Here is a 15,252-nt window from a genome sequence, read left to right as displayed (position 1 = left end):
GATGCTGCCGCACCTGCTTGCCGCATCGGCACGGATATTCATTGGCGCCTATCCGCGCTGGCAGGGCTCAAGCCCACAGTCGCGCCAACGCGTCTACTTTGCCAATCATGCCAGCCATCTGGACACGGTGGCACTATGGGCAGCACTGCCACGCCATCTGCGCGCCCGTACCCGGCCGGTAGCCGCCCGGGACTACTGGGGACGTGGATTGCACAGCCTGCTGGCCTTGCGCGGCTTCAATGCCGTGCTAATAGACCGCCACCGCGCCCAACCCGAGCAAGATCCGTTGCAGCCGCTGTATGAGGCACTGGAGCGTGGTGATTCACTGATCCTCTTTCCCGAAGGCACGCGCCATCAGGAGACCGTGCCCCAGCCATTCAAGTTCGGCCTCTACCACCTGGCACAACGTTTTCCTCAAGTGGAATTCATTGCCGTCTATCTGGACAATGCGCGCCGCTGCCTGCCCAAAGGCAGTGTGGTGCCTCTGCCGCTGATCTGCACCGCATGGTTCGGGCCACCCGTTGAACTGCAGCCTGGCGAGAGCCGGCTGGATTTTCTGGAACGCGCCCGCGCCGCAGTGGAGAGCATGGCATGAGCACTCCATTCCAGGACTACCTTCCCGCCTCTTTGGTGGTCGCCACCAACGCACGTGTGCCCGACAGCTTCTGGTGGATCTTCGTTTCCCTGCTGGGGCTGCTTTCCGTGGCCAGCGCCACAGGCGCGGCCTTGTCGCTTTACCGCCCCGGGCCAGTGGTCCAGAACCTCAACGCACGCATACGGTCTTGGTGGCTGATGGTCGCGATTCTGGTCATCAGCTTCTTGCTGGGCAAACCCGTCACGCTGGCGCTATACGGAATGCTCTCGTTTTTTGCGCTGCGCGAATTCATCTCGCTGACGCCGACGCGGCACGGAGACCATCTTGCCTTGTGTCTTTGCTTTTATGTAGCGATCCCGTTGCAGTACTGGCTGATCGGCACGGACTGGTATGGCCTGTTCTCCATCTGCATTCCTGTCTATGCCTTTTTGCTGCTGCCTGCGGTGTCTGCACTGTCAGGCGATACCACGGATTTTCTGGCGCGCAGTGCCAAGGTCCAATGGGGCCTGATGCTCACGGTGTATTGCCTGAGCCATGCTCCGGCGCTGATGCTCTTGCAGATCCCTGGTTACGAAGGCCAGAGCCTGATGCTGCTGCTTTATCTGCTGCTGGTCGTGCAGTTGAGCGATGTCCTGCAATATGTGTTTGGCAAGCTGTTTGGCAAGCACCTGCTCGCCCCCCAGGTCAGCCCGTCGAAAACCGTGGAAGGCCTGATAGGAGGTGGCCTGAGTGCGGCATTGGTGGGAATGGGATTGTGGTGGATCACGCCTTTCACACCGGTTGAATCAGGACTGCTCTCCCTATTGATCGTGCTGTGCGGTTTTCTGGGAGGTCTGGCCCTGTCAGCCGTCAAGCGCAGCCTGAAAGCGAAAGATTGGGGCGAGATGATTCAAGGCCATGGGGGCATGCTGGATCGCCTGGATTCAGTGGTGTTCTCTGCCCCCGTCTTCTTTCATGTTGTGCGCTATGCCTATGCATGAATTCGACAGACCATCGATCTATATATCATCATCTTAATTGTTTATACTCATTTCAAAAAACACATATCAATTATGAGAAATATTATTGCCCAAAAATTAATTTCCTATGCTATAGCGATATTTTCTTCTGCGCTGGTTTCCGGCTGTGGAATCTGGAGACCTTATGATGGATTCAAGGACCCACCCTACGCAAAGGGACAGCTTGTAGAAGCGCAGCATAAAATCAACCAATGTCATTGGTGCAAGTCTGGAGGCTATGGTGACTCAGCATATTTTTCAAAGGAAAACTGTTCCAACGGAATGTCATCTTCAAGCCAGATGTATGACATTGAAAAAATATTTAAAGATGCAGATAAACTGCTGGCTCAAGCCATACCAAAAGAAAAATGGATTTTCACCAGAAAGACATTTGTTGGCACTGATAGATATTTTTATCCAGCAAGAGTGTTCATACCCAGCATAGACCCCTTGACACTTATCATTATCCCTTGGGATAAATATGACTTAAAGCGAATACTCGATCATTCGTCACACATATTAGACATTACACAGAAATACTATGAATTTGAATATATCGATAAAAGTAAATCAAATTTACAAAAAAGAATCGTCATTGGATGGCCATCCGAACTATTCATTCCACTTGAAGTAAGAGGTAGCTTACCGGTGATTCCAGAGCAACTAAGAGTTATTGCCAAGGGCTTCGATAAGACAATAACCATCCCGGCAGTCCAAAAAAATCAAGAATTTACCTTGGACGTTGCAGATCAGAAAATTAAATTCACTCCATCAGGTGAAAAATTAAATATCGCGTTCACAAGTAAAGGCATAAATTGCCGATAGACTCAAAAAAGCATCATTCAATGCGGGGGCCCTCGCTTTCGAACCACCAAAATATTGCAGGGCCTACATGCAACGGCCACAGCGTTGACCGTGGGCTGCCCAAGCAGGCCCCCTCCTACCGGCCCCTCCCCCTCACCTCAACGTAAACACCTCCAGCGACCGCTCCAGCGACTGGGCGCTGGCGCGCAGCGAGCCCGCCGCGCCGGCCGATTGTTCGACCAGGGCGGCGTTTTGCTGGGTGACGGAGTCGAGCTGGGCCACGGCGTCGTTGACCTGGGCGATGCCTACGGATTGTTCGCGCGTGGCGATGCTGATCTGGTGGACCAGGTCGCTGACGCGGCCCACGGCGTCGACCATGCCGTCGATGGTGCGGCCTGCGGCGTCCATGCGGGCGTTGCCATCGTTGATGCCGTCCACGGTGCGGTTGATGAGGCCGCTGATTTCCTTGGCGGCCGAGGCGCTGCGCTGGGCGAGGGCCCGCACTTCGCCGGCCACGACGGCAAAGCCGCGGCCCTGCTCGCCTGCGCGTGCCGCTTCGACGGCGGCATTCAGGGCCAGCAGGTTGGTCTGGAAGGCAATGCTTTCGATCACGCCGATGATCTCGCCCATGCGGCGCGAGGAGCCGCGGATGTGCTCCATGGCAGCGCCCACTTCCTGGATGGCGGCGCCGCTCTTGCCGGCGACCTGGCGGCTCTGGTCGCTTTCATGGGCCATGAGCTGGGCCGTGTCGGCGGTCTGTGCGACGGTGCCCGATATCTCTTCCATCGAGGCCGCCGTCTGCTGCAGGCTGGTGGCCTGGGATTCTGTGCGCTGCGCGAGGTCGAAGCTGCCCTGGGCGATCTCGTGGGCCGTCGTGGCAAAGCCGCGCATTTCGGTGCGCACGTCGCCGACCACGGCGCGCAGGTTGATCTGGATCTGCTGCAGCCGCTGCATCAGGGCGCCCATGGGGCCGCTGTAGTCGTGCTGCATGTTGGTGCCCAGCTGGCAGCTGGCAATGTCGGCGGCAAAGCCGCTGGCCTGCTCCAGGCCCGCCACGCAGCGCTGCTGGAAGCGCCACAGCACAAAGCTGCCACCCGCCAGCAAGGCGGCCAGGCGCGTGCCCCAGGCTGCGGCTCCCTGCCAGCCCAGCAGGTCGGGCAGCATGGCCGCCAGGCCCACGCCGCCCAGCATCAGCGCCATGCGCGCGGTCAGGCCCAGGTCGCCGCGGCGGTCCCACAGCCCGGCCAGGCCCAGGCGGCGCAGTTCACCGCCGCGCAGTCGCAGGGTTTCCTGGCCGGCATCGGCTTCGGCGCGCATGCGGGCATAGAGGGCTTCGGCGGCTTCGATCTCAGCCGCCTGGGGCTTGGTGCGCACGGACAGGTAGCCGCGCGGCCGGCCGCCTTCCATGATGGGCGTGACGTTGGCGCGCACCCAGTAGTGGTCGCCGTTCTTGCGCCGGTTCTTGACCAGGGCGGTCCACGGGTAGCCGTGGGCGATGGTGCGCCACATGTCCTTGAAGGCGGCGGCCGGCATGTCCGGATGGCGGATGAGGTTGTGCGGCTGGTCGATCAACTCCTCGTAGGTATAGCCGCTGACCCGCACGAAGGCAGGGTTGCAATGGGTGATCTCGCCCTTGGTGTTGGTGACGGATACCAGCAGCTCATCGCCCGGAAAGTCGTAGTTGAGCTGGCTGACGGGCAAATTCACGCGCATGGGTACCACTCCTTTGGGATGTCTCTTGTTCTTGTGAAATGGCAAGGCGAAGCGCTCTGAAGCCACCGGAATCCATCAAACGGAAACACAAATTCACATTTCCAAATCATCTCACAGCACGGCAACCCCAGTCCCATGCTCGGAACTGGTGCATGGTTTTACAGCGTGTGCGCCAGATTTGTGGTGATGATTCAGAACAGTTGAGGTGTAAAGGGATCGCTGTCCGGCGCGGGCTGGGCCGGTCCCCTGAGCAGTTGCTCGCGCGCCAGCGGGTCGTGGGCGGTGGCGTTCCAGTCGGCCGTGCGAACGAGGTTGCCCACGCGCACGCCCAGCAGGCGCAGCCGCTTGGCCAGGGGCACGCGCTTGAGGCATTGGCCTGCGGCGCGGCGCAGGGTGGCGGCATCGGCCATGGGCAGCTCCAGCGTGTGGTCGCGCGTGGCGGTCTTGAAGTCGTCGTAGCGCAGCTTGATGCCCACGGTGCGGCCCATGTAGCCCTTGCGCTGCAGGTCCTGGGCCAGGCGTTCGCACAGGTCGGTGAAGATGGCGCTCAGTTCGGCCCGGTCGCGCACGGCATGCAGGTCGCGCTCGAAGGTGGTCTCGCGGCTCATGGAGACGGGCTCGCTGTGCGTGACCACGGGCCGGTCGTCACGGCCCCAGGAGGCACCATGCAGCCAGTTGCCGTAGGCGCGGCCAAACCATTGCACGAGCTGGGGCAGGCTTTGCGCGGCCAGCTCGCCGATGGTCCGTATGCCCAGCGCCTGCAGCTTGGCGTCGGCCTTGGGGCCTATGCCATTGATCTTGCGGCAGGCCAGCGGCCAGATGACGGTCTGCAGGTCCTCGGGCTGGACGATGGAGATGCCGTTGGGCTTGTTGAATTCGCTGGCCATCTTGGCCAGCAGCTTGTTGGGGGCCACGCCGATGGAGCAGGTCAGGCCCGTGGCGTCGGTGATGGTTTTCTGGATCAGCCGGGCCAGCACGCGCCCGCCTTCGCGCTGGCCGCCAGGCACGTCGGTGAAGTCGATGTAGACCTCGTCCACGCCGCGGTCCTCCATCAGCGGGGCGATGGAGACGATGATCTCCTTGAACATGCGCGAGAAGCGCCGCACCTCGGCAAAGTCCACGGGCAGCATGATGGCCTGGGGGCACAGGCGCGCGGCCTTCATCATGCCCATGGCCGACCCCACGCCGAACTGGCGCGCCGGGTAGGTGGCCGTGGTGATCACGCCCCGGCCGACGTAGTCCTTGAGGCGCGAGAACTCGTCCACCGGAATCTCGTGCAGCCGCCCGGCGTAGCGCGCATCCAGCGCCTCGTCATGCGCGCGGCGCCCGCCGCCGATGACCACGGGCAGCCCCTTGAGCTGCGGATAGCGCAGCAGCTCCACCGAGGCATAGAAGGCGTCCATGTCCAGGTGGGCGATGCGGCGCGCAGGCGCAGCATCGGCAGGGCTTGCGGGTGTCGTGGGTGTCGTTTCAGGCACGCCGCCATTATTGCGGCAACTGTGCATTCATACAGCCTGCAGGGCTTGTTCCCACAGGCCCTGGACCATTCATCCCTGCAGGCAGATGAGGACCAGTCCCAGCACCATCAGAGCCATGCCGATCTTCTCCTGGCGGCTCAGGCTTTCGCTGAGCACGCGGCGCGAGACGATGTAGCTGAACACCACCTCGACCATGCCCAGCGTGCGCACGGGCGCGGCGCCTTGCAGGGCGTAGGCGGTGAACCAGGCCAGCGAGGCGGCCGCGCCCATGCCGCCGGCCAGCAGCGACACGCGCCAGGCGCGGAAGATGGGGCGCAGGCCCTGCGCGTGGGTGCGCGCAATCCAAGCGCCCAGGCCCAGGGTCTGCATGAGCTGGGCAATCAGCACGCCCCAGGCGCCCGACAGCCAGGGAGATATCTCGCCCAGGCGCGCCAGTTCCACGGCGCCGCCCCGGTAGCCCACGGTGGCGATGGCAAAGCAGGCACCGCAGGCCAGGCCGTAGAGCGCCGAGCGGCTGGCCCAGGCCGACAGCGACAGCATCTGGCCGCGCGGCGGCAGCGACAGGATGAGCACGCCCAAGGTGGCCAGCGCCATGGCCAGCAGGGCCACGGCCGTGGGCAGCTCGTGCAGGAAGAGGCCTGCGAACAGGGCGACCTGCAGCACCTCGGTCTTGGACAGGGTGACGGCCACGGCGAAGTTGCGCTCCTTCATGGCCAGCAGCAAGGCCGCCGTGGCCGCTACCTGGAAGAAGGCGCCCAGCGCGATCCAGCCCAGGTAGGCCCAGGAGAACCGGGGCAGCGCCCAGGCCCCGTCCCCTCCCAGGTACAGCGCCAGCAGGTAGATGCCGGCAAACGGCAGGCCGTAGAGAAAGCGCACCAGGGTGGCCGGCAGGGTGCCGAGTTCGGAGGTCAGCGAGCGCTGGGCCGTATTGCGCACAGTCTGGGCGGCTGCGGCGAACAGCACCACGGGCACCCACAGCCAGGTCAGGTCTTGGAGGGAAGAAAGCATGTCGGCAAAAAAGGGAAGGCACCGCCGGCATGGCGCGGGCGACTGAGTGCCGGCCAGCATAGCCGCCGGTCGGGCACCAGGCGCACGCACTTGGAGAAGGCTGCCGCGCCCGGCAGCGAAACAGAGGCCGGCCAGCCAACGCTGCACGCGCGCCCTGCTCTGGCCAGGGCAAGCAGGCTGCGTTGTGCAGCAGCACGGCCGTCGCCAATGGCGAGCGGGCCTGCGCGGCGCGCTACAGGTCGCGCCGGATCAGCGCGCCCTTGAACAGCACCGGTCCCGTGGGCCCGGTCTGGCTGGGCACGCCGCCCTTGGGCTCCAGGCTGATGGCCAAGGCAGGCACGCCCTGGACTTCGGCGGCCGCTGCCGTCAGCTTCACGAGCTTGTCGCGTCCCAGCACGCCCAGCGATTGCGGGCCGCCCTGGGGCGGCAGGGCCCACAGCTGCAGCGATTTGTCTGCGGCCTCGTGGAAGTCGCCCACGCGCTGCAGCACCAGGCTGTTCTTGCCGGGGTCGAAGGTCACGAGCATGGAGGCATCGGCCTTGTCGTCGGCCAGCACGGCCACGTACTGGATCTGGGGCGTTGCCTGCAGCGCGACCTGGGCGGCCTGCAGCTGGTTGCGCAGCACGGCCAGCTGGCGCTCACCGCTTTGGCGCAGGTCCTGGTGCGACCACAGCCCCACGGCCACGGCCGCCACGGTGGCGCAGGCGCCCAGCAGGGCCGCGCCGCGCCACCAGGCCAGGGCACGGCCCACGCCGGATTTCGCGCGTTCGTCCAGGCCTTGCCCATCAACGGCGCGCCGCCGGTGCGGCTGGGCGGCGCGGGCTTTTTCGGCCTGCAGCAGGTTGTCGAAGCGGACCCAGACCGCATCGTCGGGGCGCACGGGAGCCTGCATTTCGGACAGGGCCGACCAGCGGCCCTGCCACAGCAGGGCGGCGGCGCGCACCGGGGCCTGGTCACGGGCCAGTTGCTCGAAGCGGCGGCGTGCCGCACCGCGCAGCGTGCCCAGGGCGTATGCGGCGGCCAGCCGGTCCAGCAGTTCGGGGTGTCGGGAAATATTCATGGCAAATCCTTGGGCCGCTCAGAGCATGTCATCTGCATCACGCATGGCGCGAGAGGCAGCGGCGCAACTGCTCCAGGCCGCGCCGGATCCAGGTTTTGACCGTGCCCAGCGGCAACTGCAGCTGGCCGGCCAGTTCGCCGTGGCTGAGGTCACGCAGGTAGGCCAGGCTGACCACCTCGCGCTGGCGGCCTTCCAGCCGCTCCAGGCACTGGTACAGCGCCACCGCCTGCTCGCTGGCCTCGGCCAGTTGCAGCGGGCCCTGGCTTTCATCGCTACCGCCGCCATGGGCCGCCAGTTGCGCCTCATCGAACTCCTCGTTCAGGTGCAGGCGTTCGGCGCGGCGCCGGCGCAGGAAGTCCAGCGCCCTGCTGCGCACCACCAGGCCCATCCAGGCCAGCGGCGGGCTCAGCGAGCCCCGGTAGCCCGAGGCGCTGCGCCAGATGTGCAGGTAGCTGTCCTGCAGCACGTCTTCGGCCCAGTCCTTGTGCCGCAGGATGCGCAGCGCAAGCCCGTACAGCCGGGACGAGGTGGCCTCGTACAGGCTGCGGAGCGCGGGCTCGTCCTGCGCTGCGATGCGGTCCAGAAGGTCCATCAGCTCTTGGTCGGTTGGTGTGGTGCCCATGCACGCATTGTGGGCGAGCGGGCGGCCCCGTGGCCCGCACTGTTGCGTCGCCGCCCCGGGGGGCTTGTCGTGTCCTTCAATCGGCTGCAGGGGTCATATCGGTGGCCTGCAGGGGGTCTGGTACCGGTCTGCCGGCCTGCGCCGGCTCTCACTGGGCAATACGCAGCACATTGCGAACCGGATGCGGATAAATTTTTTTTGCACCCAGGTGAATCCAACCTCACCCATGCTGCGTATTCCGTGTGTCGCGCCCCGGACAGCGGTCCAAGGCGACATCCCTCAACCCCTCGACCTGGAGAACCTCATGAGCTACATCCTCCCCCTCGGCCTGGCCACCATGGCTGCACTGACGCTTGGCGCCTGCTCCTCCATGGACATGAGCAAGAGCTATTCCCAGTCCGGCCTGCCGGCCGCCGTGCAGGTGCCCGCAGGCCACAAGGTCGCCATGGAAACCGTCGGCATCGGCCAGATCACCTACGAGTGCCGCGCCAAGAAGGACCAGGCGATGGAGCAGGAGTGGGCCTTCGTCGGCCCCGATGCCCGCCTGACGGACCGCCAGGGCCGCGTCATCGGCCGCTACTTCGGCCCGCCCGCCACCTGGGCGCACCAGGACGGCTCCAAGGTCACGGCCACCCAGGTCGCGGTGGCTCCGTCCAGCGCAGGCAACATCCCCCTGCAACTGGTCAAGGCCGAACCTGCCACCGGCATGGGCGCCATGCAGGGCGTGACCTATATCCAGCGCGTGGCCACGCGCGGCGGCGTGGCGCCGGCCATGGCCTGCAACAGCTCCACGCTGGGCCAAAAGCAGGTGGTGCAGTACCAGGCCGACTACATCATCTGGAAGGCTTCCTGATCCGCCGCCACCGGTGCCGCTACGGCTGCCCGCCCCCTGCCCCGAAGGCCGAGGGCGGCATGCCGAACTGGCGCCTGAAGGCCAGCGAATAGGCGCTGTGGCTTTCATAGCCGGCCTCCAGCGCCACCTGCACGATGGGCCGGCCGGCCAGCAGGGCCTGCATGGACGACAGCAGCCGCGCGCGCTGCCGCCAGCGGCCGAAACTCAGGCCGGTGGCCTGCAGGAAATGGCGGTGGAAGGTCTTCTCGCCCATGGCCAGCCGTGCGGCCCAGTCGGCGGCCGTGGCGGCCAGGTTTTCAGCCCGTTCACCGCCCTGGCCCACGGCCTGGCCTTCTTCGGCCAGCGCGCGGCAGACAGCCGCCATGCGCGCATCCTGCGGCCAGGGCAGGTGAAATGGCACGACAGGCGGCTGGCGCAATTCCTGCAGCAGCAGTTCGACGACCAGCCGGTTTCTCGTTTCATCCTGTCCGCGCTGCGGCGCCGCCGGCCAGCGCGCGACCTCGCTGATCAGCTCGCGCAATAGCGGCGAGACCTCGATCACGCAGTCCGCCACCGGCAGCCCCTGCGCCGCCTGGGCATCCACGAACAGGCTGCGCACCTGCACGGCACCACGCATGCGCAGGCTGTGCGGCACGCCCGAGCACAGCCAGACGCCGCGCGTGGGTGGCACCACCCAGCGCCCGCTGCGCGCGCGCACCTCCAGCACGCCCTGCACGGCATAGAGCAGTTGGCAGCATTCGTGGGAGTGCTCCTGCACTTCCATCCCGGCCGGATAGTCACCGGCCACGCCCGTGACGGGCAAGGGCGCGGCAGCCTGCAGCTCAGGCAGGCCGGCATGGCCACAGGGCACGGCGGGAAGGTCGGCGGCAGTGCGCATGTTTGTCCAGATCCATGGAGAAAATGAGAAATTCTATAAAGACAGACAAATGCCCTGCCCGCAAACTGGCACCCGTTCCCTGTGATTCACCGCCATCGCACCATGCACCGCCTGCCCTCGCCCTCCCTACCATCCCTGGCCCATGGCCGGGGTCCGGGCGCCTGCGCAGGCGCCGCATTTCGCACCGACTCTCCCTGATCCCGGCCTGGCGCAGCTTCCCCACACCGGGAAGCCAGGAGAGCGGGGCTGCCGGCCGATCCGGTGGCTGCATACCCAGCGTTTCCTGCGAGGCCCGCATGCTGAAGAATCCCGCGTCCAGATACCTTCCCTTCCCCGCCGTCGACCTGCCCGACCGCCAATGGCCTTCGCGCCAGCTGAGCCAGGCGCCCGTGTGGCTGTCCACCGACCTGCGCGACGGCAACCAGGCCCTGTTCGAGCCCATGAACCGCGAGCGCAAGCTGCGCCTGTTCCACGAGCTGGTGCGCATAGGCTTCAAGGAGATCGAGGTGGGCTTTCCCTCTGCCTCGCAGACCGACTACGCCATCGTGCGCCACCTGATCGACGAAGGGCTGATCCCCGCCGATGTGACACCCATGGTCATCACCCAGCTGCGCGAGGACCTGATCCGCGCCACGGTGGACAGCGTGGCCGGCGCGCGGCGCGCCATCGTGCACTTCTACAACGCCGTGGCACCGGCCTGGCGCGAGATCGTCTTCGGCATGCAGGTGCCCGAGATCATCGCCATGGTGGAGCGGCACATCGCCCTGCTGCGCGAACTCACCGATGCCCACCCCGAGACCGAATGGGTTCTGCAGTACTCGCCCGAGACGTTCTGCATGGCCGAGCTGGAGGTATCGCTGGCCGTGTGCAACGCGGCCATCCGCGCCTGGGATGCAGGCCCCGCGCGGCCCATGATCATCAACCTGCCGACCACGGTGGAGGTGAGCACGGCCAATGTCTTCGCCGACCAGATCGAGTGGATGCACCGCCGCCTGGAGCGGCGCGAGCACATCGTGCTGTCCGTGCACCCGCACAACGACCGGGGCACGGGCGTGGCCTGCGCCGAGCAGGCGCTGCTGGCCGGCGCCCAGCGCGTGGAAGGCTGCCTGTTCGGCAATGGCGAGCGCAGCGGCAACCTCGATGTGGTGACGCTGGCGCTCAACCTGTACACGCAGGGCATCGCGCCGGGACTGGACTTCTCGGACATCGCCGCCGTGGCGCGCATTGCGGAGGAATGCACGGCCCTGCCCATCCACCCGCGCCACCCCTATGTGGGCGACCTGGTGTTCACGGCGTTCTCGGGCTCGCACCAGGACGCCATCGCCAAGGGCTTTGCGGCGCAACGGCCCGATGCGCCCTGGCGCGTCCCCTACCTGCCCATCGACCCGCAGGACCTGGGCCGCACCTACGACAGCATCGTGCGCGTCAACAGCCAGTCGGGCAAGGGCGGCATCGCCTTCCTGCTGCAGCACGACCATGGCGTGACCATGCCCCGGCGCATGCAGGTGGAATTCAGCGCCGTGGTGCAGCGCCAGGCCGACGCCAGCGAGGCCGAGCTGGCCAGTGAAGACCTGTGGGAGCTGTTCGAGTCCACCTACCTCGCACCCCGGCAGCTTCCCTGGCGCTACCACAGCCACCATCTGTTCGACAGCGCCAAGGGCCAGGGCATTGCGTTGGAAGTGGTGCGGACGGACGGGCTTCGAATGCAGCTGCATGGCGAGGGCAGCGGTCCCATCGACGCCGTGGCCGCTGCCATCGGCCAGCACCTGGGCGTGGCGCTGCGCATAGACCACTACGAGGAGCGCAGCCTGGGCCAGGGCGCCGGCGCCACGGCGCTGGCCATCGTCGAGGCCGCCCTGCCCGGCGTGGCGGGCACGCGCTTCGGTGCGGGGCGCCATGCCAACATCGTGACCGCGTCCATCCTGGCCGTGCTGCATGCGGCGGGCCGGCTGGTGGCGGCGCAGCCGGAAAACCGGCGCGTACCTGCCCAAGCCTGAGGCGCAGCCTGAAAGGAGAAAAGGACCGCCGAGGCGGTCCTTTTCTCGTGCAGCTTTTGCCGGTTCAGCGCACGGCGCCCGGATAGGTTCCGGGCAGCAGGATGCTGCGGTCCACGGTATCGATCTGCGTGTGGCCGCAGAAGGCCATGGTGGTCTCCAGCTCCTTCTGGATGATCTGCAGGGCGCGCGTCACGCCATGCTCGCCGTAGGCACCCAGGCCGTAGAGGAAGCTGCGGCCGATCATGGTGCCCTGGGCGCCCAGGGCACGCGCCTTGAGCACGTCCTGCCCGCTGCGGATGCCGCCGTCCATCCAGACCTCGATGTCCTTGCCCGCCGCCTCGGCAATGCCCGGCAGCGCCTCGATGGACGAGGGTGCACCGTCGAGCTGGCGCCCGCCGTGGTTGCTGACGACGAGCGCGTCGGCGCCGCTGTCGGCCGCCAGGCGCGCGTCCTCGGCGTCCATGATGCCCTTGAGGATGAGCTTGCCGCCCCAGAGCTTCTTGATGCGCTCCACGTCGCCCCAGTTCAGGCTGGGATCGAACTGGCTGGCGGTCCACGACGACAGCGAACTCATGTCGGCCACGCCATCCACATGGCCGACGATGTTGCCGAAGGTGCGGCGCTTGGTGCCCAGCATGCCCAGGCACCAGTGCGGCTTGGTCGCCAGGTTGGCCAGGTTGCGCAGCGTGGGCTTCGGTGGCGTGGACAGGCCGTTCTTGATGTCCTTGTGGCGCTGGCCCAGGATCTGCAGGTCCAGCGTCAGCACCAGGGCCGAGCAGTTGGCCGCGCGGGCACGCTCGATCAGGCGCTCCATGAACCGGCGGTCGCGCATCACATAGAGCTGGAACCAGAACGGATGGCGGCCCGTGTGCTCGGCAATGTCCTCGATGGAGCAGATGCTCATGGTGGACAGAGTGAACGGAATGCCGAAGGCCTTGGCCGCGCGCGCGCCCAGGATCTCGCCGTCGGCATGCTGCATGCCGGTCAGGCCCGTGGGCGCGATGGCCACGGGCATGGCGACCTGCTCGCCGATCATGGTGGTGCGCGTGCTGCGCCCCTCCATGTTCACGGCCACGCGCTGGCGCAGCTTGATCCGGTGGAAGTCGTCCTCGTTGGCGCGGTAGGTGCCCTGGGTGTAGGAACCCGAATCGGCGTAGTCATAGAACATGCGCGGCACGCGGCGCTGGGCCACGACGCGCAGGTCTTCGATGCAGGTGATTTTGGAAAGGTCGGTGGACACGTTTGCTGGCTTTCTGGAACCCGCATGCCGCGGGACTGCCGAGCATGGTAGTGCCGTGCGCGGGCTCCGGCCACCCGTTCGGGTTTGAAGTGATTTGTGCGCCGATTGAAATTTTCTCTCTCGCAGCCCAACCCAGGGCTAACGCTAGTGCGCCAAACCGCCATGGGAGTAACGATCCGCCCCGCACAACATCCTAAAAACTCTTCAGGAGAAGCTCCTATGGTTTGGCAACAGGTCTACGACCCTCTTTCCAACATGTGGCTGTCCACACTGCTTGCGGCCATTCCGGTCGTGGTCATGCTGGTGGGACTGGGCTTTTTGCACATGAAGGCCCATCTGGCGGCCGGCGCCGGGCTGGTTGCCGCGCTGGTGATCGCGGTCTTCGTCTACAACATGCCGGCCGGCATGGCCGGGCGCGCGGCGCTGTTCGGCGGCTTCACGGGGCTGCTGCCCATCGGCTGGATCGTTCTGAACATCATCTTCCTGCACCAGCTGACCGAGAAGAACGGCAGCTTCAAGATCCTGCAGGACTCCATTGCCGGCATCACCGAGGACAGGCGCATCCAGCTGCTGCTGATCGCCTTCGCCTTCGGCGCCTTCTTCGAGGGCGCGGCCGGCTTCGGCACGCCCGTGGCCGTGACGGCGGCCATCCTCATCGGCCTGGGCTTTTCGCCGCTGGCCGCCTCGGGCCTGTCGCTGATCGCCAATACCGCGCCCGTGGCCTTCGGCGCGCTGGGCACGCCGGTGATCACGCTGGCCAAGGTCCATGGCTACGACCTGATGGAGGTCACGGCCATGGTCGGCCGCCAGCTGCCGTTCTTCTCGGTGCTGGTGCCGTTCTGGCTGATCTGGGCCTTTGCCGGGCGCAAGGCCATGATGGAGATCTGGCCCATCATCCTGGTGACCGGCGTGTCCTTCGCCATTCCGCAGTACCTGGTGTCCAACTTCATCGGCCCCGAGCTGGTGGACATCATCGCGGCCATCGTCTCCATGGTCTGCACGGTCGGCTTCCTGCGCATATGGCAGCCCAGGACCATCTGGCGCTCGACCTCGCTCAAGGGCCATGAGAGCAGCGGCGGCGAAGCCCAGGCGCCCCGCGCCGTGACCCAGCACCCGCGCGCCGACGTGATCCGCGCCTGGACGCCCTGGGCCATCCTCACGGTCTTCGTCTTCATCTGGGGCCTGCCCTCGGTCAAGGCGGCGCTCAATGGCCTGTTCGCACCGGCCTTTCCCATGGAAGGCCTGCACAACATGGTCGAGAAGGTGCCGCCCGTGGTGCGCCAGCCCACCAAGGAAGGCGCCATCTACACGCTGAACCTGCTGTCGGCCACGGGCACGGGCATCCTGCTGTCGGCCATCGTGGGCGGCCTGGTCATGAAGTACAACCCCGTGCAATTGGTCAGCCAGTTCGTGCGCACCCTCTGGCTGGTGCGTTATTCGCTCATCACCATCGTGCTGATGCTGGCGCTGGGCACGCTGACGCGCTACTCGGGCACCGACACCACGCTGGGCCTGGCCTTCGCCAACACCGGCGTGTTCTACCCCTTCTTCGGCACGCTGATGGGCTGGCTGGGCGTGGCGCTCACGGGTTCGGACACGGCATCGAACGTGCTGTTCGGCGGCATGCAGAAGGTGGCGGCCGAGCAGCTCGGCCTGTCGCCCAACCTCATGGGCGCGGCCAACAGCTCGGGCGGCGTGATGGGCAAGATGATCGATGCGCAGTCCATCGTCGTCGCCTCCACGGCCACGCGCTGGTTCAACCACGAGGGCGACATCCTGCGCTACGTGTTCTTCCACTCCGTCGCCCTGGCCTGCCTGATGGGCATCTTCGTGACGCTGCAGGCCTATGTCTGGCCGTTCCGCCTGATGGTCAATTGAGCCTTGCGCATCTGCGTCAGGCCCCAGCCGCCCGCATGCGCCGGGCGGCTTTTTTGCGCCTGGGGTACGCATCGCTGCATCAACAGATGCGCAGCGGCATTTATGGTTGTACCATGCAACCATATTCAA

Annotated in this window: 13 protein-coding genes; 6 read left to right on the top strand and 7 right to left on the bottom strand. The window is 65.7% G+C overall.

Annotated elements, in window-relative coordinates; all coding sequences use genetic code 11:
* Position 1: 1 nt before the first annotated feature.
* The 3 genes from G4D77_RS23465 (at position 2) to G4D77_RS23455 (ending at position 2,418) form a co-directional block, all read left to right on the top strand.
* A complete protein-coding gene (locus G4D77_RS23465) occupies positions 2-595 on the top strand; it encodes a lysophospholipid acyltransferase family protein (protein WP_154833678.1) in 594 nt (197 codons plus the stop codon).
* The gene (locus G4D77_RS23460) at positions 592-1,575 is read left to right on the top strand and encodes a phosphatidate cytidylyltransferase (protein ID WP_046239605.1); all 984 of its coding nucleotides are present in this window, start codon (positions 592-594) and stop codon (positions 1,573-1,575) included. The genes G4D77_RS23465 and G4D77_RS23460 overlap by 4 nt, the downstream gene beginning before the upstream one ends.
* 72 nt (positions 1,576-1,647) lie before the next feature.
* Entirely contained in the window at positions 1,648-2,418 is a 771-nt protein-coding gene (locus G4D77_RS23455) for a hypothetical protein (RefSeq protein WP_154833677.1), read from the top strand.
* A gap of 132 nt (positions 2,419-2,550) precedes the next feature.
* Here G4D77_RS23455 and G4D77_RS23450 read toward each other — a convergent pair whose 3' ends face one another.
* The 5 genes from G4D77_RS23450 to G4D77_RS23430 all read right to left on the bottom strand — a co-directional run bounded on the left by G4D77_RS23450 (position 2,551) and on the right by G4D77_RS23430 (position 8,278).
* Entirely contained in the window at positions 2,551-4,110 is a 1,560-nt protein-coding gene (locus G4D77_RS23450) for a methyl-accepting chemotaxis protein (RefSeq protein ID WP_016447829.1), read from the bottom strand.
* A 191-nt stretch (positions 4,111-4,301) separates the two neighbouring features.
* A complete protein-coding gene (locus G4D77_RS23445; protein ID WP_016447830.1) occupies positions 4,302-5,615 on the bottom strand; it encodes a Y-family DNA polymerase in 1,314 nt (437 codons plus the stop codon).
* Between the two features lie 42 nt (positions 5,616-5,657).
* Positions 5,658-6,596 carry a DMT family transporter gene (locus G4D77_RS23440; protein WP_017404187.1) on the bottom strand — a complete coding sequence of 313 codons (939 nt, stop codon included), beginning with the start codon at positions 6,594-6,596 and terminating at the stop codon, positions 5,658-5,660.
* A 232-nt stretch (positions 6,597-6,828) separates the two neighbouring features.
* Positions 6,829-7,656, bottom strand: a complete 828-nt coding sequence (locus G4D77_RS23435) for an anti-sigma factor (protein WP_154833676.1) — start codon at positions 7,654-7,656, stop codon at positions 6,829-6,831.
* A gap of 37 nt (positions 7,657-7,693) precedes the next feature.
* Positions 7,694-8,278, bottom strand: a complete 585-nt coding sequence (locus G4D77_RS23430) for an RNA polymerase sigma factor (RefSeq protein ID WP_016447833.1) — start codon at positions 8,276-8,278, stop codon at positions 7,694-7,696.
* A gap of 304 nt (positions 8,279-8,582) precedes the next feature.
* Between G4D77_RS23430 and G4D77_RS23425 the strand changes: the two genes are divergently transcribed.
* Positions 8,583-9,131 carry a DUF3455 domain-containing protein gene (locus G4D77_RS23425; protein WP_016447834.1) on the top strand — a complete coding sequence of 183 codons (549 nt, stop codon included), beginning with the start codon at positions 8,583-8,585 and terminating at the stop codon, positions 9,129-9,131.
* Between the two features lie 19 nt (positions 9,132-9,150).
* On the opposite strand, the gene G4D77_RS23420 is transcribed toward G4D77_RS23425, so the two are convergent.
* Entirely contained in the window at positions 9,151-10,008 is an 858-nt protein-coding gene (locus G4D77_RS23420; RefSeq protein ID WP_016451140.1) for an AraC family transcriptional regulator, read from the bottom strand.
* Positions 10,009-10,304: 296 nt separating this feature from the next.
* Between G4D77_RS23420 and G4D77_RS23415 the strand changes: the two genes are divergently transcribed.
* Entirely contained in the window at positions 10,305-12,005 is a 1,701-nt protein-coding gene (locus tag G4D77_RS23415) for a 2-isopropylmalate synthase (RefSeq protein WP_154833675.1), read from the top strand.
* A 64-nt stretch (positions 12,006-12,069) separates the two neighbouring features.
* Here G4D77_RS23415 and G4D77_RS23410 read toward each other — a convergent pair whose 3' ends face one another.
* A complete protein-coding gene (locus G4D77_RS23410; protein WP_016447837.1) occupies positions 12,070-13,245 on the bottom strand; it encodes an alpha-hydroxy acid oxidase in 1,176 nt (391 codons plus the stop codon).
* 219 nt (positions 13,246-13,464) lie between these two features.
* On the opposite strand from G4D77_RS23410, the gene G4D77_RS23405 reads away from it, so the two are divergent.
* Positions 13,465-15,123, top strand: coding sequence for an L-lactate permease (locus tag G4D77_RS23405; protein ID WP_016447838.1), 1,659 nt, complete (start codon positions 13,465-13,467; stop codon positions 15,121-15,123).
* Positions 15,124-15,252: the final 129 nt, after the last annotated feature.

It is taken from the genome of Delftia sp. WY8 (genome assembly GCF_018437695.1).
GTDB lineage: Bacteria > Pseudomonadota > Gammaproteobacteria > Burkholderiales > Burkholderiaceae_C > Comamonas > Comamonas tsuruhatensis.
Note: the sequence above shows the minus strand (reverse complement) of the source record. Positions and strands in the feature narration are given on the sequence as shown.

What these genes read in the sequence shown, in the direction of transcription:
- G4D77_RS23465 (WP_154833678.1), top strand. Translation starts at nt 2, where the DNA reads ATGCTGCCGCACCTGCTTGCCGCATCGGCACGGATATTCATTGGCGCC.
- G4D77_RS23460 (WP_046239605.1), top strand. Translation starts at nt 592, where the DNA reads ATGAGCACTCCATTCCAGGACTACCTTCCCGCCTCTTTGGTGGTCGCC.
- G4D77_RS23455 (WP_154833677.1), top strand. Translation starts at nt 1,648, where the DNA reads ATGAGAAATATTATTGCCCAAAAATTAATTTCCTATGCTATAGCGATA.
- G4D77_RS23450 (WP_016447829.1), bottom strand. Translation starts at nt 4,110, where the DNA reads ATGCGCGTGAATTTGCCCGTCAGCCAGCTCAACTACGACTTTCCGGGC.
- G4D77_RS23445 (WP_016447830.1), bottom strand. Translation starts at nt 5,615, where the DNA reads ATGCACAGTTGCCGCAATAATGGCGGCGTGCCTGAAACGACACCCACG.
- G4D77_RS23440 (WP_017404187.1), bottom strand. Translation starts at nt 6,596, where the DNA reads ATGCTTTCTTCCCTCCAAGACCTGACCTGGCTGTGGGTGCCCGTGGTG.
- G4D77_RS23435 (WP_154833676.1), bottom strand. Translation starts at nt 7,656, where the DNA reads ATGAATATTTCCCGACACCCCGAACTGCTGGACCGGCTGGCCGCCGCA.
- G4D77_RS23430 (WP_016447833.1), bottom strand. Translation starts at nt 8,278, where the DNA reads ATGGGCACCACACCAACCGACCAAGAGCTGATGGACCTTCTGGACCGC.
- G4D77_RS23425 (WP_016447834.1), top strand. Translation starts at nt 8,583, where the DNA reads ATGAGCTACATCCTCCCCCTCGGCCTGGCCACCATGGCTGCACTGACG.
- G4D77_RS23420 (WP_016451140.1), bottom strand. Translation starts at nt 10,008, where the DNA reads ATGCGCACTGCCGCCGACCTTCCCGCCGTGCCCTGTGGCCATGCCGGC.
- G4D77_RS23415 (WP_154833675.1), top strand. Translation starts at nt 10,305, where the DNA reads ATGCTGAAGAATCCCGCGTCCAGATACCTTCCCTTCCCCGCCGTCGAC.
- G4D77_RS23405 (WP_016447838.1), top strand. Translation starts at nt 13,465, where the DNA reads ATGGTTTGGCAACAGGTCTACGACCCTCTTTCCAACATGTGGCTGTCC.